This is a genomic window from Nonomuraea sp. NPDC049725 (genome assembly GCF_040674795.1).
GTDB lineage: Bacteria > Actinomycetota > Actinomycetes > Streptosporangiales > Streptosporangiaceae > Nonomuraea > Nonomuraea ceibae.
The window spans coordinates 23175-43491 of sequence record NZ_JBFANJ010000002.1; the positions used below are offsets into that span (position 1 = coordinate 23175).

At 75.2% G+C, this 20317-nt stretch carries 17 protein-coding genes and 1 tRNA gene; 9 read left to right on the forward strand and 9 right to left on the reverse strand.

Annotated elements, in window-relative coordinates:
* Positions 1-57 precede the first annotated feature (57 nt).
* Both AB0J53_RS04610 and AB0J53_RS04615 read left to right on the forward strand, forming a co-directional pair.
* Complete coding sequence (locus AB0J53_RS04610; protein WP_308125981.1) at positions 58-825, forward strand: hypothetical protein; 768 nt, start codon at positions 58-60, stop codon at positions 823-825.
* A 59-nt stretch (positions 826-884) separates the two neighbouring features.
* On the forward strand, positions 885-1433 hold the full coding sequence (locus tag AB0J53_RS04615) for a GNAT family protein (protein ID WP_357587633.1): 549 nt from the start codon (positions 885-887) through the stop codon (positions 1431-1433).
* A gap of 6 nt (positions 1434-1439) precedes the next feature.
* On the opposite strand, the gene AB0J53_RS04620 is transcribed toward AB0J53_RS04615, so the two are convergent.
* The gene (locus tag AB0J53_RS04620; protein ID WP_364168588.1) at positions 1440-2567 is read right to left on the reverse strand and encodes an epoxide hydrolase family protein; all 1128 of its coding nucleotides are present in this window, start codon (positions 2565-2567) and stop codon (positions 1440-1442) included.
* A gap of 43 nt (positions 2568-2610) precedes the next feature.
* Here AB0J53_RS04620 and AB0J53_RS04625 point away from each other — a divergent pair, with 43 nt between their 5' ends.
* The gene (locus AB0J53_RS04625; RefSeq protein WP_364168590.1) at positions 2611-3567 is read left to right on the forward strand and encodes a YafY family protein; all 957 of its coding nucleotides are present in this window, start codon (positions 2611-2613) and stop codon (positions 3565-3567) included.
* A 61-nt stretch (positions 3568-3628) separates the two neighbouring features.
* Positions 3629-4087, forward strand: coding sequence for a hypothetical protein (locus tag AB0J53_RS04630; protein ID WP_364168592.1), 459 nt, complete (start codon positions 3629-3631; stop codon positions 4085-4087).
* A gap of 40 nt (positions 4088-4127) precedes the next feature.
* Here AB0J53_RS04630 and AB0J53_RS04635 read toward each other — a convergent pair whose 3' ends face one another.
* The gene (locus AB0J53_RS04635; RefSeq protein ID WP_364168594.1) at positions 4128-10313 is read right to left on the reverse strand and encodes a CHAT domain-containing tetratricopeptide repeat protein; all 6186 of its coding nucleotides are present in this window, start codon (positions 10311-10313) and stop codon (positions 4128-4130) included.
* 156 nt (positions 10314-10469) lie between these two features.
* On the opposite strand from AB0J53_RS04635, the gene AB0J53_RS04640 reads away from it, so the two are divergent.
* Positions 10470-10874, forward strand: a complete 405-nt coding sequence (locus tag AB0J53_RS04640; RefSeq protein ID WP_364168596.1) for a nitroreductase family deazaflavin-dependent oxidoreductase — start codon at positions 10470-10472, stop codon at positions 10872-10874.
* Between the two features lie 7 nt (positions 10875-10881).
* Here AB0J53_RS04640 and AB0J53_RS04645 read toward each other — a convergent pair whose 3' ends face one another.
* Together AB0J53_RS04645 and glgA are read right to left on the reverse strand one after the other, a co-directional pair.
* Positions 10882-12360 (reverse strand): Nramp family divalent metal transporter, encoded by a 1479-nt coding sequence (locus tag AB0J53_RS04645; protein WP_357587642.1) that lies wholly within the window; start codon positions 12358-12360, stop codon positions 10882-10884.
* A 55-nt stretch (positions 12361-12415) separates the two neighbouring features.
* Positions 12416-13588, reverse strand: a complete 1173-nt coding sequence (gene glgA, locus AB0J53_RS04650) for a glycogen synthase (protein WP_364168599.1) — start codon at positions 13586-13588, stop codon at positions 12416-12418.
* 167 nt (positions 13589-13755) lie between these two features.
* Between glgA and glgC the strand changes: the two genes are divergently transcribed.
* Both glgC and AB0J53_RS04660 read left to right on the forward strand, forming a co-directional pair.
* A complete protein-coding gene (glgC, locus tag AB0J53_RS04655) occupies positions 13756-14991 on the forward strand; it encodes a glucose-1-phosphate adenylyltransferase (protein WP_219509755.1) in 1236 nt (411 codons plus the stop codon).
* A 16-nt stretch (positions 14992-15007) separates the two neighbouring features.
* Positions 15008-15307 carry a hypothetical protein gene (locus AB0J53_RS04660; RefSeq protein ID WP_364168601.1) on the forward strand — a complete coding sequence of 100 codons (300 nt, stop codon included), beginning with the start codon at positions 15008-15010 and terminating at the stop codon, positions 15305-15307.
* Between the two features lie 75 nt (positions 15308-15382).
* Here the strand turns inward: AB0J53_RS04660 and AB0J53_RS04665 are convergent, their stop codons facing one another.
* Complete coding sequence (locus AB0J53_RS04665) at positions 15383-15631, reverse strand: hypothetical protein (RefSeq protein ID WP_364168603.1); 249 nt, start codon at positions 15629-15631, stop codon at positions 15383-15385.
* A gap of 87 nt (positions 15632-15718) precedes the next feature.
* Positions 15719-16087 (reverse strand): MerR family transcriptional regulator, encoded by a 369-nt coding sequence (locus AB0J53_RS04670; RefSeq protein ID WP_364168605.1) that lies wholly within the window; start codon positions 16085-16087, stop codon positions 15719-15721.
* 79 nt (positions 16088-16166) lie between these two features.
* Between AB0J53_RS04670 and AB0J53_RS04675 the strand changes: the two genes are divergently transcribed.
* Positions 16167-16868 carry an SDR family oxidoreductase gene (locus AB0J53_RS04675; protein WP_364168607.1) on the forward strand — a complete coding sequence of 234 codons (702 nt, stop codon included), beginning with the start codon at positions 16167-16169 and terminating at the stop codon, positions 16866-16868.
* Positions 16869-16934: 66 nt separating this feature from the next.
* Here the strand turns inward: AB0J53_RS04675 and AB0J53_RS04680 are convergent.
* The 3 genes from AB0J53_RS04680 to AB0J53_RS04690 form a co-directional block, all read right to left on the reverse strand.
* Positions 16935-17008: transfer RNA gene (locus AB0J53_RS04680), tRNA-Leu, on the reverse strand.
* 309 nt (positions 17009-17317) lie between these two features.
* The gene (locus AB0J53_RS04685) at positions 17318-18409 is read right to left on the reverse strand and encodes a hydrolase (protein WP_364168608.1); all 1092 of its coding nucleotides are present in this window, start codon (positions 18407-18409) and stop codon (positions 17318-17320) included.
* Positions 18406-19380, reverse strand: coding sequence for an acyltransferase domain-containing protein (locus AB0J53_RS04690; RefSeq protein ID WP_364168609.1), 975 nt, complete (start codon positions 19378-19380; stop codon positions 18406-18408). The genes AB0J53_RS04685 and AB0J53_RS04690 overlap by 4 nt, the downstream gene beginning before the upstream one ends.
* Positions 19381-19519: 139 nt before the next feature.
* Here AB0J53_RS04690 and AB0J53_RS04695 point away from each other — a divergent pair, with 139 nt between their 5' ends.
* Positions 19520-20218 carry a response regulator transcription factor gene (locus AB0J53_RS04695; protein ID WP_364168611.1) on the forward strand — a complete coding sequence of 233 codons (699 nt, stop codon included), beginning with the start codon at positions 19520-19522 and terminating at the stop codon, positions 20216-20218.
* Positions 20219-20317: the final 99 nt, after the last annotated feature.

A 20317-nucleotide genomic window follows, 5' to 3' on the forward strand; every position in this document is an offset into this window, starting at 1 on the left:
GGAATCGCCGCCGATTCCCGGAACGCCGGACACGGTTTACGCATAAACTGCGCGCCTGTGAGCCTCCCTGTACGTGCACGGTCCCCCAGGCCGGGCGGCGGCCGCCACCGCCGTCCCGTCCCCACGTCCCTGCCCCCGGACGCGCCCGTCCTCGTGCTCGCGGCGCCGGGCGGCACCTCAGGCGTGCCGGCCGAGATCGCCGCCGTCGTGCGGGTCGACAACCCCCAGATCGAGGTACGGCTCACCGCCGTGGACGAGCTGGCCGCCTCGCTGCCGGCCGACCGCGACTCCGTCGTCGTCCCCCTGCTGACGTGGGACGACCCGGTCGTGCTCACCGAGATCTCCGAGTCCGTGGCCAAGAGCGGCGCCCCCGCCGTGATGACCGAGGCGCTCGGCCCCCACCCGCTGCTGGCCGAGGCGCTGCACATCCGGCTGGCCGAGCGCGGCCTGGCCAGGGCCGACCGCGTCCGCCTGCTCAACGTCTCCAGCCCGGTCGACGGCGTCATCCTCGGCACCGTCGGCGGCGAGCGGGCCGTGCACGCCGTGCAGGCCACGGCGGTGCTGCTGGCCTCCCGGCTCACGCTGCCGGTCGTCGCCGCCTCCCTCGACAGCGACCCCGGCGTGCCCGTGGCCGCCGAGCGGCTGCGCGCCGCCGGTGCCGAGCGGCTGGCCATCGCGCCCTGCCTGATCGGCCACGAGGCGCCCGCCGGCCTCGTCGAGCGGGCCGCCGCGTCGGTCGACGCCGGTCACGCCGAGCCGCTCGGCTCGCACGGCGCCATCGCCGAGCTGGTCGCGCGCGCCTACGGCAGTCAGCTCGCCACCTGACGTACTTGTCGGACCCGGCGTCCTTGTGAAGATCGGCCCGCCCGCGTTACCTTCTCCGCATGCGCCGGGTGGTGTGCAAGGGCGGGCGGCTGTGGCTCGGTGAGGTCACCGAAGCCGACGTCGCCGCGCTGCACGCCGTCTACGGCGACCCGGGCGCGACCCAGCACATGCCGTTCGCGCCGCTGTCGCTGCCGCAGGTGGCCGGCCTCGTCGACGAGGCGGTGCGGGCGGCGGCGGCCGAGCCGCGCAGGCTCTACGTGCTGGCGGTGCTCGAACCCGGCGAGCCGGAGGCCATCGGCGTGGCGCGGCTGCGCGTCGACGCCGAGCATCCGCACAGCGCCGAGATCGGCCTCGGGCTGCGCCCCGACCACTGGGGCCGCGGCATGGGCACCGACCTGGTGCGACTGCTGCTGAAGTTCGGATTCAAGCAGCTCGGCCTGCACCGCATCTGGGGCGCCCGCTCCCCCGCCAACCTGCCCGCGCAGCTCGCGATGCTCACGGCAGGGATGGTCGAGGAGGGCGTCCTGCGCCACCACGTGTCCACGCCGTGGGGCTGGCGCGACTCGGTCATCCACGCCGCCCTGGAGGACGAGTGGACCGACCGCTGAGCGGGCTCACCGCACCAGCCTGAAGAACGCGCGCACGTCGTCCACCAGCAGGTCGGGCGCCTCCATCGCGGCGAAGTGGCCGCCCCTGCCGAACTCCGACCAGTGCACGACGTGGTGCTCGCGCTCGGCGAAGCGCCGGATGCCGGGGTCGCCGGGGAAGACGGCCACGCCGTGCGGGATCGGCGACGGCTCCGGCCGGCCGAACCAGGAGGCGGCGCTCTCCTTGTAGAGCCTGGCGGAGGAGGCGGCGGTGCCGGTCAGCCAGTAGAGGCTGATGTTGGTGAGCAGCTGGTCGCGGTCGACGGCGTCCTCGGGCAGCTCGCGGGCCGGGTCGGTCCACTCCTTGAACTTCTCGGCGATCCAGGCGAGCTGCCCGGCCGGGGAGTCGTGCAGGCCGAAGGCGAGCGTCTGCGGCCGGGTGGCCTGCATGATCGCGTATCCGCGGCCGTCCTCGTCCGCGTACAGGCTCATCCTGGACAGCTCGGCCTCCGTGAGGCCCTCCAGCTCGGCGGGGTCGCCGGTGGGATGGCCGAGGCCGCCGTTGACGTGCACGCCCACGACGCGATCCGGGTCGAGCCTGCCGACCATCGGGGAGATCGTCGCGCCGGTGTCGCCGCCCTGCGTGCCGTAGCGGTCGTAGCCGAGGCGGCTCATCAGCTCCTTCCAGGCGCGCGCGACCCTGGCCACGTCCCAGCCGCGCTCGCGGGTGGGGCCTGAGAAGCCGAAGCCCGGGATGGACGGGGCCACCAGGTGGAAGGCGTCGGCGGGGTCGCCGCCGTGCGCACGCGGGTCGGTGAGCGGGCCGATGACCTTCATGAACTCGACGACCGACCCCGGCCAGCCGTGCGTGATCAGCAGCGGCAGCGCGTCCGGCTCCGGCGAGCGCACGTGCAGGAAGTGCACGTCCTGCCCGTCGATCCCGGTGACGAACTGCGGGTGGGCGTTCAGCGCCGCCTCGTGCTCGCGCCAGTCGTAGCGGGTGCGCCAGTGCTCGGCCAGCCTCCTGGCGTACGCGACCGGCACCCCGTACGACCAGCCGGCGCCGTCGAGCTCGTCGGGCCAGCGGGTGCGGGCGAGGCGTTCGCGCAGGTCGTCGAGGTCGGCCTGCGGGATGTCGATGCGGAAGGGCTTCATGACCACCACGCTAGGACCGGCCTAGGACAGGTAGGGTCCTAGGATGCTGGAGACGTCGGCGCGGCTGCTCAAACTGCTGTCCCTGCTGCAGACCCATCGCGAGTGGTCCGGGCCGGAGCTGGCCGGGCGGCTCGGCGTCACCGCGCGCACGGTGCGGCGCGACGTGGAGCGGCTGCGCGAGCTCGGCTACCAGGTGCACGCCACCGCCGGGGCGCCCGGCTACCGGCTGGGCGCGGGCGGCGACCTGCCGCCGCTGCTGCTCGACGACGAGGAGGCCGTCGCCGTGGCGGTCGGGCTGCGCACCGCCGCCCAGGGCAGCGTGGCGGGCATCGAGGAGACATCGCTGCGCGCCCTGGCCAAGCTGGAGCGGGTGCTGCCGTCGCGGCTGCGGCGCCGGGTCAACGCGGTGCAGTCGATGACCGTGCCGATGACGGGGCGGGCGCCCGCGGTCGATCCGGACGCGCTGGCGGCGATCGCGGCGGCCTGCCGTGACCACGAGACCCTGCGGTTCGACTATTGCGGCGCGGGCGGCGCCGTGACCACGCGCGTCGTGGAGCCGCACCGGCTGGTGGCCACCGGGCGGCGCTGGTACCTGGTCGCCTTCGACCCCGGCCGTGACGACTGGCGGCTGTTCCGGGTGGACCGGGTGCGGCTGCGGACGCCGAACGGGCCGAGGTTCACCCCGCGCCGCCCGCCCGACACCGATCTGGCGGGCTACGCCTCCCGCCGGATCGCCGAGGCGCCGTACCGCTTCCGGGGCCGGTTCACCGTGCACGCCCCCGCCGAGGCGGTCGCCGAGCGGCTGTCCCCGTCCGCCGCCGCCGTCGAGCCGCTCGGCCCGGCCTCCTGCCTGATGACCGCGGGCGGCGACTCGCTGGACGAGATGGCGTCCTGGCTGGTGTCGCTGGGCGTGCCGTTCGAGGTCCACGAGCCGCCGGAGCTGGCCGATCACCTGCGCGTGCTGGCGGCGCGGCTGGCCGGCGCGGCGGGCGGCCAGTGAGCCGGCCGGAAATTGTCGGTGGCGGCCCCTACGATGAGGCTCCTCACAGGAGGGATGGCCCATGCTCGACACGCTGATCGTGCCGCTGTTCGTCACCACCGACCTGCCGCCGGACGCCGACCTGGCCGGGTTCGGCCGGCTGCTCGCCGAGTCCGCGCGCACGCTGGGCGGCGAGGGCGCGGGCTATGACGCCGTCCTGTCGGGCAAGGTGTTCTGGCTCGACCGGCCCGTGGCGCCCGGCCAGCATCCCCCGGCGGTGTCGGAGTCGCGCTTCGCCGGCCTGCTCGGCCACGTGACGGTGCCCGGCGCGGGCCGCACCTCGCGCCAGGTGGTCGCCGACGTCCGCCGCGCCGTCGGCGCGGCCGTGACCGGCCGCTACGGTGACGTGGGCGTCCTGCCGGCGGTCTTCGCCATCCGCGACAGCGACGTGCGCGAGCGCACCCCCGACGACGCCCTCCCCGTCGACCCCCTCCCCGTCGACGCCGTCCCCGTCGACGCGTTGCTCACCGCGCACCGCTGACCGGCCCGCGTCCCCGTTTCCCGCCCTGGCGCGACGCGGCTCAGGCGGCCAGGCCCATCAGCACGTACGCGGCCCACAGGTCCGGCCTGGTGGCGCCGTGCCTGTCGCGTGCCTCCAGGGTCACCTCGCGCAGCGCCTGCGCCCGCCCGGCGCCGTCGCGGATCCTCGCGTGCAGCCGCCGCGTCACCGCCCGCCTGACCTCCCCGCCGACCGGCCACATCGGCGCCACCGCGGCCCCGGCCCCCGCGCGCAGCAGCGCCTGCCCCAGCACCGCCGCGCCGCCACTCTCGCACGAGCCCAGCACGACCAGCCCGGCCCCGATCCGCATCCCCGCGATCCGCCGCGCGGTCAGCAGCCCGTCGCCCAGCCTGACGCCCGACCCGAACGGGTCCTCCCCGTCGTAGGAGCCGTGGCAGGCCAGGTGGATCCGGTCCCAGTCGCCTTCCAGCAGCGCGGCCGTGGCGTCCGGCCCGGTGTGCGCGCCCTGGCCGCCGTCGCGGGCGATCTCCGCGGCCTCGTTCTCGTACGCGACCCGCGCCACCGCGTCCTGCGCGTAGCCGACCACCAGCGAACCCCGCTCCCGCGCCGCCTGCCGCCGGGCGAGGCCGCCCAGCATGGCCAGCGACGGCGCGTAGGCCACCGGGCAGCGTTCGAGCAGCAGCCGGCCGCCGGGGGCCAGCGCGTGCAGCGGCAACCGGTCCAGCTCCCCGTAGGGGACGAGGTAGAGCACGTCCAGGTCGTCGCCGAGCGCGTCGAGGGCGTCGCCCAGGAGCAGGTCGCCGAGCAGCGCCCAGTCGTCGCCCCACCGGCCCTCGCCGCCCGCCGCCGCGAGCAGTTCCGTTCCCACCCGGGTGCCGAACGCCCTCGGCTGCGCCCACCCGGTCCGGTGCGCGAGCACCAGCACCCGGCCTCCGCTCAGGTAGAACCCCAGCACGCCGGTCGCCCCCGCGCCCCTGCGCGCCCCGGCTGCTTCGGCTGCCCCGGTTGCCCCGGTTGCCCCGGTTGCTTCGGCTGTCCCGAGCACTCCGGCCATCGCCTCCACGGCCTCGGCCACGGCGCCCTCGTCACGCCACCCCGCGCCTGGCCCGTCGGCCCGGCCCACGGGGTCGAGCTGGACGGCCAGGAGCCTGGCCTTCGCCCGCTCGGCGTGCGCCCACGCGGTCCGGCCCCGCCCCAGCCGCACGGCCAGCTCGACGGCCCTGTCACGCAGCGCCCCGGCGGCGCCGTCGCCGGCGCGTTCGGACAGCTCACCGGCCGCCTCGGCGTCCGCCAGCGCCGCCGCCAGGTCACCGAGCCGTTCCGAGGCGACCGCCCTGTCCTGGTACGCGCGGCCCAGCGCCTCCTCCTGCCCGGTGCCGCGCAGCAGCGCGATGGCCTCCGTGGCGCGCTGCCGCGCCCGCGCGTGCTCCCCGGCCCGCACGTCGAGCGCGGCCAGCCTGCCCAGCGCCAGCCCCTCCCCGGCCGCGAACCCGATCCGCCGCGCCAGCCCCAGCGCCTCCTCCAGCCCCGCCACGGCCTCCGACTCCCCCGCCCCGAGCCCCTGGGCTGGCAAGGTCGCCTGCCGGATCAACCTCAGCACCACGGCCCGCCGCCGCCCCCGGGCCCGGTCGATCTCCACCGCCCGCGCCCCGAACGACCGCGCCCGCGCCGTCTCCCCCAGCTCCCGGTACGCCTCCGCGAGGCCGTCGCAGGCCGCCCCGACGAGCCTGTCGTCGCCTGCCGCCTCGCCCAGCACCAGGGCCTCCAGGCAGCCCGTGACCGCCTCCCCCGGCTCGCCCTGCACCAGCCGCAGCCGGGACCGCGCCACCAGCAGCTCGGCCCTGGGCACCCGCCACGCCGGCCCGCCCGTCAGCGCCAGCCCTTCGGCCAGCACCGCTCCGGCCTCCGCGAGCCGCCGCGCCTCGACCAGCGCCGCCCCCAGCACGGCCAGCACCCGCACCAGCCGCACCGGCAACGCCGCCCCCGCCGAGCCGGCCGTGCTTGCCGTGCCTGCCGCCTGGGTCGCCCGGACGGGCTCGCGGGCGAGCTGGGAGGCCCGGGTCAGGTGATCGACCGCCTTGGCGGCCCGCCCCTGCGCCAGCGCCGCCGCGCCGAGGTTGCGCAGATGCTCCACCAGACGGGCGTCACCCAGCTCGCACCCCTGGGCGGCGTAGTCGTGCGCCACCGCGGGCTCCTCCGCCTCCAGCGCCAGCTCGGCCAGCTTCGCCAGCAGCCGCGAGCGGCGTCCCGGGTCGTCGTTCACCTGGAGCGCCTGCCGGGCCGGCGCGAGCGCCCCGGCCAGGTCTGCCGCCGCTTCGGCCTCCTCAATGCGCAGCCACTCGGCCGGCGCCTCCGCCGGGTCCCCTTCCCGCCGCAGCCCCGCGACCGCCCGCGCCAGCGCCGCCCGCCCGCGCGCCCGCTCCCCGAGCGCCAACTGCAGCTCCGCCACCCGGATCAGCGCCGCCGCCTCGACCTGCCCCGCCATCAGCCAGTACGGCGCCTCTGCCCCCGCCGGCCCATCGCCTGAACACGCCGTGCCCTCCGTCGGGGCGCGATGGCCGTACGACGGCTCGGCCGGCTGGGGGGCCGGGTCGTCGGCCAGGGCCGCCAGCCCTTCCTCCAGGGCGGAACGGGCACGCACCAGCGCCCCGCGCGCCTCCAGCGCGAACCCGAGCCGTACCGCAGCGAACGCGCCGGGACGGCCCGTGTGACGCAGCCCCGCCGCCGCCCGTTCGAGCGCTTCGATCTCCCCGTCCGCGTCACCGGTACGCGCGGCCAGCACCGCCAGGCGGTCCTGGACGATCGCCTCGCGCACCGGGTCACCCGCTGCCATCCCCAGGGCCGACTCCAGCAGCTCCCCCGCCGCGACCGCCCACGCGCCCCGGGCCCCGGCACTGTCCGGAGCCTTGGCCGCCAGCCCCCGCCGCACCTCGGCGAGCCACCCGTCACCGGCTCCCCCGCGATCCTCGAAAGCGGCGCCCGGCGCGTTCCCGAACCCGGCAGCCAGTTCCGCCGCTGCTCGCGAGGACCGGCCTCCCCCCGCCTCGGGGCGGGAAGGGGTGCCGGTCGATGCCGAGGCCGGGTGGAGCGCCAGGTCGGCCTGCGCCAGCGTGGCGGAGAACAGCGCCTCCAGGTCCCCCTCGGAGGCGGCCAGCTCGAAGGCGCGGGCGAGTTCCGTACGGGCGTCGTCAGGCCGGTTCAGGCCGCCGAGGCAGGCGCCGCGCAGGGTGCGGGCGGCGGCCTCGCGGGACGGGGCGCCGAGGCGGGCGTAGGCGTCGGCGGCCGTGGCGAGGTCCTGGGCGGCCTGGTCCGGGTCGCCCTCGGCGTAGGCGAGGGTGCCGAGCTGGTGGCGGACGGCGGCGAGGCCGTCCTGGTGGCCGATCGCGTTGTACGCGCGTTCGGCCCGTTCGAAGGCCTGCCGGGCGGCGGGCAGGTCGCCGCGGGCGCGGCGGCGGCGGGCGATCCGGTACCACTCGTCGGCGGGGTCGCGCCGGTTCCCCCGGCGGCGGACGATCTCGACGATGGCCGTCTCGCACGCGGCGGCGTGGCCGGCGTGGCCGAGGGCGTGAAGGAGCCGCGCGTGGGCGTCGAGCGCCTGGCAGGCGTCGTCCCAGGAGCCGTGCGCCTCCAGCTCGGCGGCGCAGGTGGTGATCACCTCGGCGGCGGCGGGCAGATGGCCGAGCTCGGCGCCGCACCGGGCGCTGACGATGAGGACGCGGGCGGCGCGTACGCTCTCGCCGAGCGCCAGGTACAGCTCGCGGGCGCGGCCCGAACGCTCCAGCGCGGCCTCCGGGTCGCCCGCGGCCAGGTGCGCGGCGGCGGCCTGTTCCTGCTGGGACGCCTCCGCCTCGGCCAGGCCCGCCTGGCGGCAGAGGTCGGCGGCACGCAGGTGCAGGGCGGCGGCGCGGGCCGGATCGTTCCCGCCGCTCGCCGCCGCGCCCATCCGGCCGGTCTCCGCCGCCTCCGCGTGCGCGTCGCCCAGGTCGCGGTACGTGATCGCGGCCTGTTCGTACGAGCGCAGCGCCGCCTCCCACTCGCCCAGCTCCTCGTGGCAGCGGCCGATCAGGGAACGCGCCCGCGCGGCGCCGGCCGGGGCGCCCGCGTCGGTGAATGCCCGTTCGGCACGTACGAGCAGTTCGGCGGCGATGCGATGCCTGCCCCGGTCCGCGAACAGGCCGGCGATGCCGAGCAGCCGGGTCGCCAGGCTGTCCGGTTCTTCGGCGGGGGCCGGGCCGGGCCGTTCGGCGAGGGGCAGGAGGGCGCGGGTCAGGTCGTCGTCGACGTCCAGCGCGAGCCGCGCGGCGGCCTCCGCCAGCTCTGGCCCCGCCGCGGCCGGGGGCGACGGCTGCTCGGGCAGGCGGGCGAGAGTCCGGGCGAGGGTGCGGGCCAGGTGGGCGTGCAGGGCGGGGTCGAGGGCGGTGGCGGGCACGGTCAGGGCCTCGGCCAGGTCGGCGGGGTCGCCGAGCACGCCGAACCGCAGCAGCAGCGCCTCGGCCAGCGGGGCCGGGACGGCGGGCTGGTCGGGCAGCGTCTTGGCGGCCGTCTCGGCGGCCTGGCGGGCGGCCTGCACGGCGTCGTCGAGGTCCTGGCATCCCTGGCCTGCCAGAGCGCGGCGGCGCAGCATGAGGGACAGCAGCGCGTACGCCTCCGCCGGTTCCTCACCGGCGTCGATCACCTGCCGTAAGGCGGTCACCGCCTCGTCGGCGGCGGGCAGGCCGGGGTCGAGCCGGAGCGCCCGGGCGAGCAGCAGGAGCGCCCGGGGCCGCATCGGGTCGGCGCCGGAACACGCCGCCACGGCTTCCCGCGCCGCCGTGATCGCCTCGTCCGCCCGGGCGTCCCGCTCCCCTCCCACGACCCCGATGGCGTCCTGACCGTGAGGCCGCCCCACCGCACCGTACGGACGTGCCGCCCGTTCAGGGGCCGCCCCACGAGAACCCACGTCGCCCCGCCCTCCAGCGGCGGGCGCGCCGCCCGGGGTGCCGCTCTGCCGCCCGAAAGCGGATACGCCGCCGGAGCCCGTCGCCGTAGTGGCGTCCTCGCTGAGAGGGCCGCTCGGGCCCCTGAGGGCGGGTTCAGGGGTGGCGTGGTGGGTGAGGGCGTTGGCGAGGTTGGCGAGGAGGCGGGGGCGGTCGGGGTGGCCGGGATAGGCGCGGGTGGCCGCGTGGCGCAGGGCGTGCAGGGCGGTGTCCAGGTCGGCGGGGTGGCCGGTGGCGCGGTAGCGGCGCCAGCGGCGGCCGGCGAGGAGGTCGAGCCGGGCGATGGGGTCGCGGCCGAGCTCGGCGGGGATGTCGCCGGGCGGTTCGCCGAGGGCGGCGAGCATTTCGCGGGCGGCCTCCAGGGAGCGTTCGTCGCCGGTGACGGCGTACCACTCGACGAGCCCGGAGGCGTACGCGGCGAGGACGCGGGGGTGGGCGGCGCGGGGCTCGTGCCAGAAGTCGAGGGCCGCCTGCCCGGTGCGGATGAACGCGAGCAGGTCGGCGTCGTGCGCGGACTGGGCGGCGCGCCGTCCGGCGAGCTCCAGGAGGGCGAGGAGCGCCTGGGAGCGTTCCGGGCCGTCGGGCCGCCAGGCGGCGGTGAGGTGGGCGCGGGTGAGCTCGTCGTCGCCGGGCATGGCGCGGCCGAGGGCGGCGGCGAGTGCGCCGAGGTGGCGGGGGTCGCCGAGGGCGGCGCGGAAGAGGACGTGGACGGCGTCGTCGAGCGCTTCGGGCCGGCCGGTCGCGCGGTGCAGGCGGGTGAGGCCGTCGCCGAGGAGGGCGAGGGCGTGGGGCGCCCAGGCGCCGTCGGCCTCCTGGAGGAGGACCTGGGCGAGCCGGTCGCACACCTCGGGGGTCGGTTCGGCGAGGGCGCGGCGGACGAGGGTGTGCAGGAGGAGGGCGACATGGGGGTGGGCGCCGGGGTCGACGTGGCGGAAGAGCTCTTCGACGAGCCGGGCCCAGGTCTCGGGGGTGTCGGCGGCGCCGGGGCCGCGCAGCCGTTCGGGCAGGCCGCGCGGGTCGACGACGGCCACGGCGGCGAAGAACACGCCGGCCACGGCGGCTTCGGCGCCCTCTCCGGGGTCGAGGCGGTAGCGGGCCAGGTGGAGCATGCCGATGAGCCGCCAGGTGACGGCGTCGGCGGGGCCGCCGTCGCAGGCGAGCATGGCCCGTTCGGCTTCGGCGAGCGCCGTCTCGTCCCGCACCGGCCCGGGGTCGGCGTCCCGGTCGAACGCCGCGATGCGGGAGGCGAGAGCCCAGGCCGGATCGTTCATGAAGGCAACACTCTCACTGGTGCGCGCCGGCGTACAGGACCGCCCCTGCCGGGGGGCGCCGGTAGGTAAGCGCTTACAGTTCTGGTGTGTGCCACGGGACTTCCACTGTCGTACAGGCCCAGGTGAGAAGCCTGTCCGGGGGGTAGGCATGCAGGCATGCTCTACGGCAAGGAACACGTCCGGCGCTACCGTGAGACCGACGGCGCCGAGGGACACGACTGGAACGGCACGACGGTGCTGCTGCTGACCACCAAGGGCCGCACGTCGGGCGACCCGTACACGACGCCGCTGATCTACCAGCGGCACGGCGACGACCTCGTGCTCGTCGCCTCGAAGGGCGGCGACCCGGACCATCCCGACTGGTACAAGAACCTGCTGGCCGAGCCTGAGGTGGAGGCGCAGGTCAAGGGTGACCGGTTCAAGGCCCGGGCCCGTACCGCCACCCCTGAGGAGCGGCCGGAGCTGTGGCGGCTGATGGCCGCCACGTGGCCCGACTACGACGAGTACACGAAGAAGACCGACCGGGAGATCCCGATCGTGGTGCTGGAGCGCACCCGCTGATCGGGGGTCAGAAAGTCACCAGCGGGTCGCCGAGGAAGTCGGCGATGAAGTTGACGAAGAAGAACCCGAAGAAGACGACGTTGAGCCCGAGCACGGCGTAGTGCCACGGGCGGGGCCGGGCGGGCCTGGGCAGCTTGCTGTTGAGGTACATGAGGAAGAACGGGTAGATGAGCGCGCCCAGGTTCGACATGTTGGCCGACCACTCCACCAGCGCGACGGGCAGGCTGAGGTGGATGACGACGGAGATCACCACCAGCAGGACGATCATGAACGGGTAGTAGAACCGGCGCGGGTCGCCCTCCACCAGCCGGCGCAGGCGCGGGCTGGTGGCGTGGGCGGCGTCGGTGGTCACCCGAACCATGGCCTCGAAGATGCCGAGCTGGGTGGAGAACAGCACGAGCACGCCGAGGACGAGCGCGACGGCGAACATGGCTCCGCCGTACTCGTCGCCGAGCGCGACGGCCACGAACGTGGGCACGTCGGCCCTGGTGGGCCGCTCGCCGGAGAGCGCGACGGCCTGGGACATGAGGATCGTGGGCAGCAGCATGCCGAGGATGGCGCCGACGAAGAACACGCCCCACATGTCGACCATGAGCAGCCGGTACCAGCGCCGCCACAGTCCCCGGTTGCGTTCGTCGTCGGGGAAGGTGACGCCGCTGGCCAGGATCTCGCGCCGGTCGCCGCGCAGCCCGGAGATGAACCCGGTGCGGTGGCCCATGCCGTAGCCCTTGTCCCGGTAGTGCCCCATGACGTACCAGTTGAGGCCGGAGGCCAGCGCGGTGAAGCCGGCCAGCGCGCCGAGCTGGGTGGCGGTGATGCCGGCGGGCGGGGCGGCGGGGGTGACGAAGCCGCGGATGCCCTCCCACCACAGCTCCCACGGCACCACGAGCAGGTCGATGGCCAGCAGCGCGAGCAGGATGACGGACACGAGCAGCCAGTTGGCCAGCTCCAGCGCCCGGCTGATCCGGCGGGCCAGCGCGGTGATCAGGAAGACGACCACGAGCAGCGCGATGGCCCACAGCCGGGGTTCCTCGGCCCCGGCGGGCGGGATGCGGCCGTGGACGAGCGCGTACACGCCCTGTCCCGCCGAGGCGGCCCAGCCGCCGGCGATGAAGGAGAACAGGACGATCAGCACCGACAGCGGCACCCACAGCCGCCGGCCGGGCGGCACCCGCCCCCAGGCGACGACCGGCGCCTCGCCGGTGGCGACGACGTAGCGGGAGCACTCGACGTTGTAGAACGTCTGGAGCAGCGCCGAGACGAGGATCACCCAGCCGACGCCGACGAAGCCGTACTGGCCGACGCTGAGCGGGCCGAGGAGCCATTCGCCGCTGCCGATCGAGATGCCGAGGGCGATCAGGCTGGGCCCGACCGCGTACTTGAACAGTTGCGCCGGGCCGATCCGGGAGACCTTGAAGACCTCCTCCGGCGTGGGCAGGTCGGTGACGCCGAGATCCGGGCGGCTGACTCCGAGTGGGTGCGCCATGTCCTCGCCTCCTGCCCCCAGCGTGAGCCGGGGCAGGAGGGTCGGCAAGGCCCAATCAGCGCGTGAGCGAGTCGTACAGGGCGAGGGTGCGGCGGGCGACGGTGCCCCAGGAGAAGTGCTCGACGGCGCGGGCGCGGCCGGCCCGGCCGAGGGCGGCGGCGCGGGCGGGGTCGGCGAGCAGGGCGTTGACGCGCGCGGCCAGGTCGCCGGCGAAGCGTTCCGGGTCGTGCGGGGTGCCGTCGGGGCCCTGGTCGATCGGGACGAGCAGGCCGGTCTCGCCGTCGGCGACGACCTCGGGGATGCCGCCGGTGGCGGTGGCGACCACGGCGGTCTCGCAGGCCATCGCCTCCAGGTTGACGATGCCCATCGGCTCGTAGACCGACGGGCACACGAACACGGCCGCGTGGGTGAGGAGCTGGATGACCTCGGGCTTGGGCAGCATCTCGGAGATCCAGAACACGCCCTCGCGGTCCAGCCCGCGCACCAGCGCGGTGACCTCGGCCTCGATCTCGGGCGTGTCGGGCGCGCCCGCGCACAGCACGAGCTGCGCGCCGGGGTCGAGGGCGCACGCCGCGTGCAGGAGGTGGACGAGCCCCTTCTGGCGGGTGATCCGGCCCACGAAGATCACGTACGGCCGGTCGGGGTCTATCCCATACTTTTTCAGGACATCCTGGTTGGTGTCCGGGGCGTACTCGGCGGTGTCGATGCCGTTGTGGATCACCGTGACCTTGGCCGGGTCGATCCCCGGATAGGCCGACAGCACGTCGCGGCGCATGCCCTCCGACACCGCGATCACCGCGTCGGCCGCCTCCAGCGCGGTGCGCTCGGCCCACGACGAGATCGCGTAGCCGCCGCCGAGCTGCTCGGCCTTCCACGGCCGCAGCGGTTCGAGGCTGTGCGTGGTGACCACGTGCGGCACGCCGTGGAGCAGCTTCGCGACATGCCCGGCAAAGTTGGCGTACCAGGTATGCGAATGGACCACGTCCGCGCCCGCGCAGGCGGCGGCCATCTCCAGGTCCACCCCGAGCACCTGGAGGGCCGCGTTCGCCGCCCCCAGCCCGGCGGGCGTACGGTATGCCGACACGCCCGGCTCGTCCCGGTCCGCGCCGAAGCAGCGGACCCGCACGTCGGCCAGCTCGCGCAGCTCCCTGGCCAGATACTCCAGGTGCACGCCGGCCCCGCCGTAGACCTCCGGTGGGTACTCCCTGCTCAGCAGATCAACACGCATGACACGACCATACGAGGAAGTGCCTCCCCGCGACACGGCGACAAGCCCGACATGCGGAACGACCGCCCGTCGTATGGCGTACATAACCCGAGAGAACGGGACACGACGGGAGGGAGCCGGACGCGCATTCGTCGATAGATCGGCCGATTGAGGGTAGCGTCCAGGACATGAGGTCCCGGAGGGTGCTTGCGGTCGTGCTGGCAGGTGGAGAGGGAAAGAGGCTCATGCCTCTCACGGCGGATCGGGCGAAACCGGCGGTGCCGTTCGGCGGGATGTACCGGCTCATCGACTTCGTGCTGTCCAACCTCGCCAACGGCGGCTATCTGAAGATCGTCGTACTGACCCAGTACAAGAACCACAGCCTCGACCGCCACGTCTCGCGCACCTGGCGGCTGTCGGCCATGCTCGGAAACTACGTGACGCCGGTGCCCGCGCAGCAGCGGCTGGGCCCGCGCTGGTTCTCCGGCTCGGCCGACGCGCTCTTCCAGAACCTGAACCTGATCTACGACGAGATGCCCGAGCACGTGATCGTGTTCGGCGCCGACCACATCTACCGCATGGATCCGCGGCAGATGGTCGACCAGCACGAGGACTCCGGCGCCGACGTGACCGTGGCCGCCATCCGGCAGCCGCTGTCGCTGGCCGACCAGTTCGGCGTGATCGAGACCGACCCGGAGGGCCGGCGCATCGTGGCGTTCCGGGAGAAGCCCAAGGACGCCGTCGGGCTGGCCGACTCGCCCGACGAGGTCTACGCCTCGATGGGCAACTACGTGTTCAAGACGCAGGCGATGATCGACGCGCTGCGCGAGGACGCCCTCGACCCCACCAGCAAGCACGACCTGGGCGGCAACATCATCCCGATGATGGTCAAGTCCGGCGGGGCCGACGTGTACGACTTCGCCAACAACGTGGTGCCCGGTTCGAGCGAGCGCGACCGGGGCTACTGGCGCGACGTGGGCACGCTCGACGCCTACTACGAGGCGCACATGGACCTGATCGCCGCGCATCCGGTCTTCAACCTCTACAACGACAAGTGGCCCATCCACACCGGGCACGACCCGCTGCCGCCCGCCAAGTTCGTGCACAACGACGGCGACCGCGTCGGCCGGGCCATCGACTCGCTGGTCTCGCCCGGCGTCATCGTCTCCGGCGGCACCGCCTACCGCTCGATCCTGTCGCCCAAGGTCGTGCTGCACTCCCACTCGCTGGTGGAGGACTCGGTGCTGATGGAGAACGTCAAGGTGGGGCGCGGCGCGATCGTGCGCAAGGCCATCATCGACAAGAACGTCGTCATCCCCGACGGCGCCCGCATCGGCTTCGACCTGGACTACGACCGCACCCGGTTCGCGCTGACCCGCGGCGGCGTCGTGGTCATCGGCAAGAACGAGATCGTCGACCGGTGAGCCGTAGAGTGTGGGGGTGCAGCCTGATCTCCGCCAACCGCTGATCCGCGACCTGAGCGAGTCCGACCTGCCCCGCCGGCACTGGCGGGGCGACGACGAGGACGGCGGCGTGTGGCTGTTCGAGAGCGTCGAGGGCGACGGCGAGCAGTGGGCGATCCGGCAGATCGAGATCCGCGCCGGGCGTCAGGTGCACCGCTACTGGTGGCGGCACCTGCAGGACGAGCACGGCTTCCTGACCGATCAGGCGCTGGAGATCTGGGAGCTGGCCGAGATCAGCGCTCCGGCGTTCGAGGCCGTGTGGGAGGCGGGCGGCTGACCGGCAGCCGGTCGGGGCGGACATGGCGAGGCCCCGGGCTCGGCGGGCGAGCTCCGGGACCGTGGTGACGCCGGGTCAGTCGGCCAGCGTGTAGAGCCAGCCGCTGCGGTGGTAGTCGCTGCCCCACCAGCCGTGGTGGTCGTCGCAGTCGGTCTCGTCGTACGTGCCGGACGAGACGGTGTCGTCGTCGTGGATCTTCTGCCAGGTGGCGCTCTTCCCGTCGCAGCCCGGCCATTTGTCGGCGGCGGCCGGGCTCGCGAGGGTCGCGGTCAGGGCGGCCGCGGCGAGGACGGCGCCGCCGGCGGCGGCAAGGATGGCTTTCATGATATTCCCCCCGTGATCACGAAGTGTCATCGCTGCATCACTATACGGAGCCAGCCGCCGGGCGGGGGAACGCCACGCGGGCCGCGCTCAGCGCGGGCAGGGGCGGCCCGCCTCCCGGGCGAGCGAGGCGGTGGCGATGGCGGCGTTGAGCCGGTCGCGGGTGCCGGTCAGGTCGCGGATCTGCCGGTCGATGCGGTCGCGCTCGGCGGCGAGCCGGTCGAGCAGCCCCTCGCTGACCTCCTCCGACTCGATGCACGGCAGCAGCTCCACGATCGTCCGGCTGGACAGCCCGGCGGCGTAGAGCTCCTGGATGAGGCGGACGCGCTCCACGGCGGCGGTCGGGTAGTGGCGCTGGCCGGAGGCGCTGCGCGCGGCGGCGAGCAGGCTCTGCTCCTCGTAGTAGCGCAGCGCCCGCACGCTCACGCCGGTCGCGGCGGCCAGCTCCCCGATGCGCATGCCCGCTCCCCTCCGGCTTGCCTCTGACGTCAACGTCAGGTTTTAGCGTAGCCCCGACCGACGACATCGGAGGCACATCATGAAGATCACGGGTTCCGTCGCCCTCGTCACCGGGGCCGGCCGGGGCATCGGGCGGCACTTCGCCCGGCAGCTGCTGGAGCGGGGAGCGGCCAAGGTGTACGCGGCCGTACGCGACCCGCGCACCGCCGACGTCCCCGGGGCGGAGGTGCTGCGCGTCGACGTCACCGACCCCGGCACGATCGCGGCGGCGGCGCGGGCCGCCCGCGACGTCACCTTCCTCGTCAACAACGCGGGCGTCTCCACCGGCCACGACCTGGTGGGCGGCGACCCGGACCGGGTGCGGCTGGAGATGGAGACGAACTTCTTCGGCCCGCTGGCCATGATCCGGGCCTTCGCGCCGGTGCTGGCCGCCAACGGGGGCGGCGCGGTGCTCAACGTGCTGTCGGCGCTGTCGTGGGTGTCCTACCCCGGGTCGGGCGCGTACGCCGCGTCGAAGGCCGCCGCGTGGAGCCTGACCAACGGCGCCCGGCTGGAGCTCGCCGGGCAGGGCACCCAGGTGACGGGGCTGCTCATGGCGAGCACCGACACCGACATGATGGCCGGCTACGACGTGCCCAAGAACGACCCGGCCGACGTCGTGCGGGCCGCGCTGGACGGCGTCGAGGCCGGACGGGCGGAGGTCGTCGCCGACGACGGCACCGCCCGGATCAAGGCCGCCCTGTCGGCCGACCCCGCCGCCCTCTACCCGGGAGTGCTGTGAACCCGGTGCTGTTGAACCCGGTGCTGTTGAACCCGGTGCTGTTGAACCCGGTGCAGTTGAACCCGGTGCCGCTCCAGGGATTCGAACCCCGAACCTCCGCCTCCTGAGGGCGGCGCCTCTGCCAGTTGGGCCAGAGCGGCGTGGGCCCCGGACGGGCCGGCGGGAGGCCCGGGCCGGGGCATGAGCTCGGTCCGCCCGGGGGCCGCCAGCCCCGCCGCGCAGGCCTTGCTCGCGGCGCCTATCCCTTCAGGGCCGCTGGATCCTGGTGACGCGCATGAAAAAGCCGCCTCGGGGTCGAGCCCGGGCGGCCGTCCTGGTGTCCTCGTCAGGTCACCCGGAGGCCGGAGGCGCCAGTGCCAGGGATGTCACCGCTCGCCTCCTTCTCGTACGTCGTTCCGGACAGCTTCAAGGTAGCCCGGAGATCGTGCGGGACGCCACCGAATATCCGGTCAGCCCGCGCCGAGCGACTGCGCGTACGGGCCGCTGGTGCGCTCGAAGCGCAGCGCCGCGTGGGAGGTGGCGCTCTGCACGTCCCGCCAGTAGCGCTGCAGGTCGCTGTCGTCCCGCTGGGCCTGGCTGCCGCCCGACTCGAAGAGCCGGGCGGCGGCGGCGCGGACGAGCTGGGCCGCGAGCGAGGCGTCCCGGGCGTTGCGCGCGGCCGTCGCGGGCGCGACGCGGCCCAGGTCGGCGATCGCCGTGGCCCGCTCGGTGAGCAGCAGGGCCGCGTCCAGCTCGGCGCTGGAGCGGGCCAGCTCCAGCTGGGCGGGCGGCGGCAGGCCGGGCCCCTTGGCCGTCTGCTGCGCGGTCCACGCGCGCAGCATCGCGGTGGCGGAGCCGAGCGCGGGCGCGGCGAACAGCGCGCCCGCCACGGCCGCCAGCGGCGTCTGGTGGCACGGCGCGGCCGAGTGCTCGCTGTGCCCCCGGAACACCGCGCCCTGCGCCACCGCGCGGTGGCGGGGCACCAGGACGCCGTCGGCGACCACGGTGTTGCTGCCGGTGCCGCGCATGCCGAGCGTGAACCAGGTGTTCCTGATCCGGTAGTCGCCGCGCGGCACGGCGAAGAACCTCGGCCCGTCCGGCGCGGGCGCGCACAGCAGCGCCCAGTCGGAGAAGTCGACGCCGCTGAGGAAGTGCCACTCCCCCGAGAGCCGCCACCCGCCGGACGTCTCCTCGGCCGTGCCCGACGGGACGAGCGCCGCCGAGATCGCCGCGTCCGGCCCCTCACTCCAGACCTCCGCCTGCCCCTCGGCCGGGAGGTAGGCGGCCATGCGGCCCGAGGTGGCCACGATCAGCGCGCACCACGACGCGGACGCGCACGACTCCCCCACCGTCGCGAGGGCCCGCCGCAGCTCGGTGAACGCCGCCTCGTGCCCGCCGTGCCCGCGCGGGACGAAGTGGCGGGCGAACCCGGCGTCGAGGATCGCCGCGACGACGTCCTCCGGCAGCCGCCGCGCGGCCTCCGCCTCGGCGGCCCGCTCGCCGGCGAGCTTGGCGACGGCGTCCGCCGCTTCGAGCAGGCCCGTGGCCTCGTGGTCGGTCATGATCCACTCCTTCGTACGGATGCCGTCATGGGGAACTCACCGGGGCCGATCGTGATCACTTCGGCGTCGCCCCGGGCCACGGCGCGGTGCCGCCTGGCCAGGGGCGCGAGCTGGGAGAGGCAGGCCTCGACGAGCGTCCAGCCGCCCTCGGGCCGGTCGGTGAGCAGGCCGTCGAGTGCGGGCCAGAACAGCACCGGCTCGGCCAGTTGCAGCGCCCAGAACTCGGGCGTGACCGCCTCCTCGTCGGTGACCCACCGCCCGGTCCGGCACGAGCGCACCGGGACGCGGGGCGGGCTCAGGCGCATCCCCTCCAGGCAGCGGACCAGCTCCTCGGCGGCCGGCCGCAGCACCGGGCTGTGGAACGGCTGGAGCGCCCGGACCCGGCGGCACATGAAGCCCTTGCCGCGCAACGTCTCCTCGGCGGCCTCCAGCGCCGGATCGGGCCCGGACACGATGCACTGCCGGGGCGCGTTCCAGGCCCCCACCACGACCCCGCCGAGCTCCCCGCCGGGGCCGCCGGACAGGTGGGGGGCGATGTCGTCCGGGGTGGCGGCCACGGCGAGCATGCCGCCCGGGGGCATCAGGCGGGCCGCGTCGGCCCGGCGGCACATCAGCTCCGCGCCGTCGGCCGGGCTGAACACGCCGGCGAGCGCGGCGGCGGCCAGTTCGCCCACGCTGTGCCCGAGCAGCGCGTCAACCGGCCTGCCCGCGTCGGCGAGGGCCCGGCCGATCGCCAGATTCACCGCGAACAGCAGGGGCTGGGCCCGGGTGACGTCGTCGATCGGCACCCGGGGCGCGGCCGACAGCCAGTCGTCGCGCAGCTCGCAGCCCCGGCGGCCGCAGGCGTCGAAGAACTCGTCCATGGCCGCCGTGAAGGCCGGCTGCTCGCGGTAGAGCTCGGCGGCCATGCGCGGGTACTGGGCGCCCTGCCCCGGCAGGAGCAGCACCGTGCGCCTCTCGGTCTGTCGCATGCCGCCAGCGTGCGTGACCGATCTTGAGCCGGGCTCGAGGCTGCCTCGATACGTAGTCGATGACAGAGCCGTGTGCGGGCCATGACAGGTCCGTCCAGCAGGGTCGGAACCGCACGTCGGCAAGAAGGGGGTGGATTCCGTGGAAGGTACGGACGCGGCCGGGGGGATCGGCGTCGTTCTCGGTACGGATCATGTGATCTTCAGGGAGTGCCTGAGGGACTGGATCGGCAGGTTGCACGGCATCAGCGTCGTCGGGGAGGCGCGCTCGCCGGCCGAGGTCCCGCAGGTGGCCGCGCGGGTGCGGCCGGACGTGGTGCTGGCCGGGGCGGGCGGCGGCCCGCAGGAGGCCGAGTGGCGGGCGCTGCGGCAGGTCCGTCGGCACCTGGCGGACGTCAAGATCGTGGTGGTGGCGCTGAGCCACACCGTCGACCTGGGCGAGCTGGCCGGGCACGGCGCGCACTGGTGCCTGCCGGCGACCAGCACGCGGGCGGACCTCGTGCTGGTGCTGCGCAACCTCACCCGGCTGGAGCCCGGCCCGTCGCCGCGCCGGCCCGGGTGCGAGCGGCGGCGCGAGGCCGACGCCGAGGCGGGGCCGCGCTGGACGGCCCGCCTGTCCGTCCGCGAGCGGCAGGTGCTCGACCTGGTCTCCCAGGCGCTGAGCAACGCGCAGATCGGCGCCCGGCTGTCGATCACCGAGGGGACGGTGAAGCGGCATCTGCGCAACATCTACGGCAAGCTCGGGGCGGTGTCGCGCATCGACGCGGTCAACAAGGCGGCCGGCCTCCCCACCGCGCGGGCGGCGTCCTCCGGGCAGGCCCACTGCCTCGGCGCCCGCTGAACCGCCCGGCCGGCCGCGCCGGGGCCCGTCGGTCCGCCGCAGCCGCTGGGCGGGCCGGGGTGGACGGGCCTTGAGTGGGGCGGGCCTTGTAGTGAACGG

Coding starts and splice junctions, on each gene's coding strand:
- AB0J53_RS04635 (WP_364168594.1), bottom strand. CDS start 10,313: ATGAACGATCCGGCCTGGGCTCTCGCCTCCCGCATCGCGGCGTTCGAC.
- glgA (WP_364168599.1), bottom strand. CDS start 13,588: ATGCGTGTTGATCTGCTGAGCAGGGAGTACCCACCGGAGGTCTACGGC.
- AB0J53_RS04670 (WP_364168605.1), bottom strand. CDS start 16,087: ATGCGCATCGGGGAGCTGGCCGCCGCGACCGGCGTGAGCGTGCGGGCG.
- AB0J53_RS04645 (WP_357587642.1), bottom strand. CDS start 12,360: ATGGCGCACCCACTCGGAGTCAGCCGCCCGGATCTCGGCGTCACCGAC.
- AB0J53_RS04625 (WP_364168590.1), top strand. CDS start 2,611: ATGCTGGAGACGTCGGCGCGGCTGCTCAAACTGCTGTCCCTGCTGCAG.
- AB0J53_RS04615 (WP_357587633.1), top strand. CDS start 885: ATGCGCCGGGTGGTGTGCAAGGGCGGGCGGCTGTGGCTCGGTGAGGTC.
- AB0J53_RS04690 (WP_364168609.1), bottom strand. CDS start 19,380: ATGCGACAGACCGAGAGGCGCACGGTGCTGCTCCTGCCGGGGCAGGGC.
- AB0J53_RS04620 (WP_364168588.1), bottom strand. CDS start 2,567: ATGAAGCCCTTCCGCATCGACATCCCGCAGGCCGACCTCGACGACCTG.
- AB0J53_RS04640 (WP_364168596.1), top strand. CDS start 10,470: ATGCTCTACGGCAAGGAACACGTCCGGCGCTACCGTGAGACCGACGGC.
- glgC (WP_219509755.1), top strand. CDS start 13,756: ATGAGGTCCCGGAGGGTGCTTGCGGTCGTGCTGGCAGGTGGAGAGGGA.
- AB0J53_RS04630 (WP_364168592.1), top strand. CDS start 3,629: ATGCTCGACACGCTGATCGTGCCGCTGTTCGTCACCACCGACCTGCCG.
- AB0J53_RS04685 (WP_364168608.1), bottom strand. CDS start 18,409: ATGACCGACCACGAGGCCACGGGCCTGCTCGAAGCGGCGGACGCCGTC.
- AB0J53_RS04675 (WP_364168607.1), top strand. CDS start 16,167: ATGAAGATCACGGGTTCCGTCGCCCTCGTCACCGGGGCCGGCCGGGGC.
- AB0J53_RS04665 (WP_364168603.1), bottom strand. CDS start 15,631: ATGAAAGCCATCCTTGCCGCCGCCGGCGGCGCCGTCCTCGCCGCGGCC.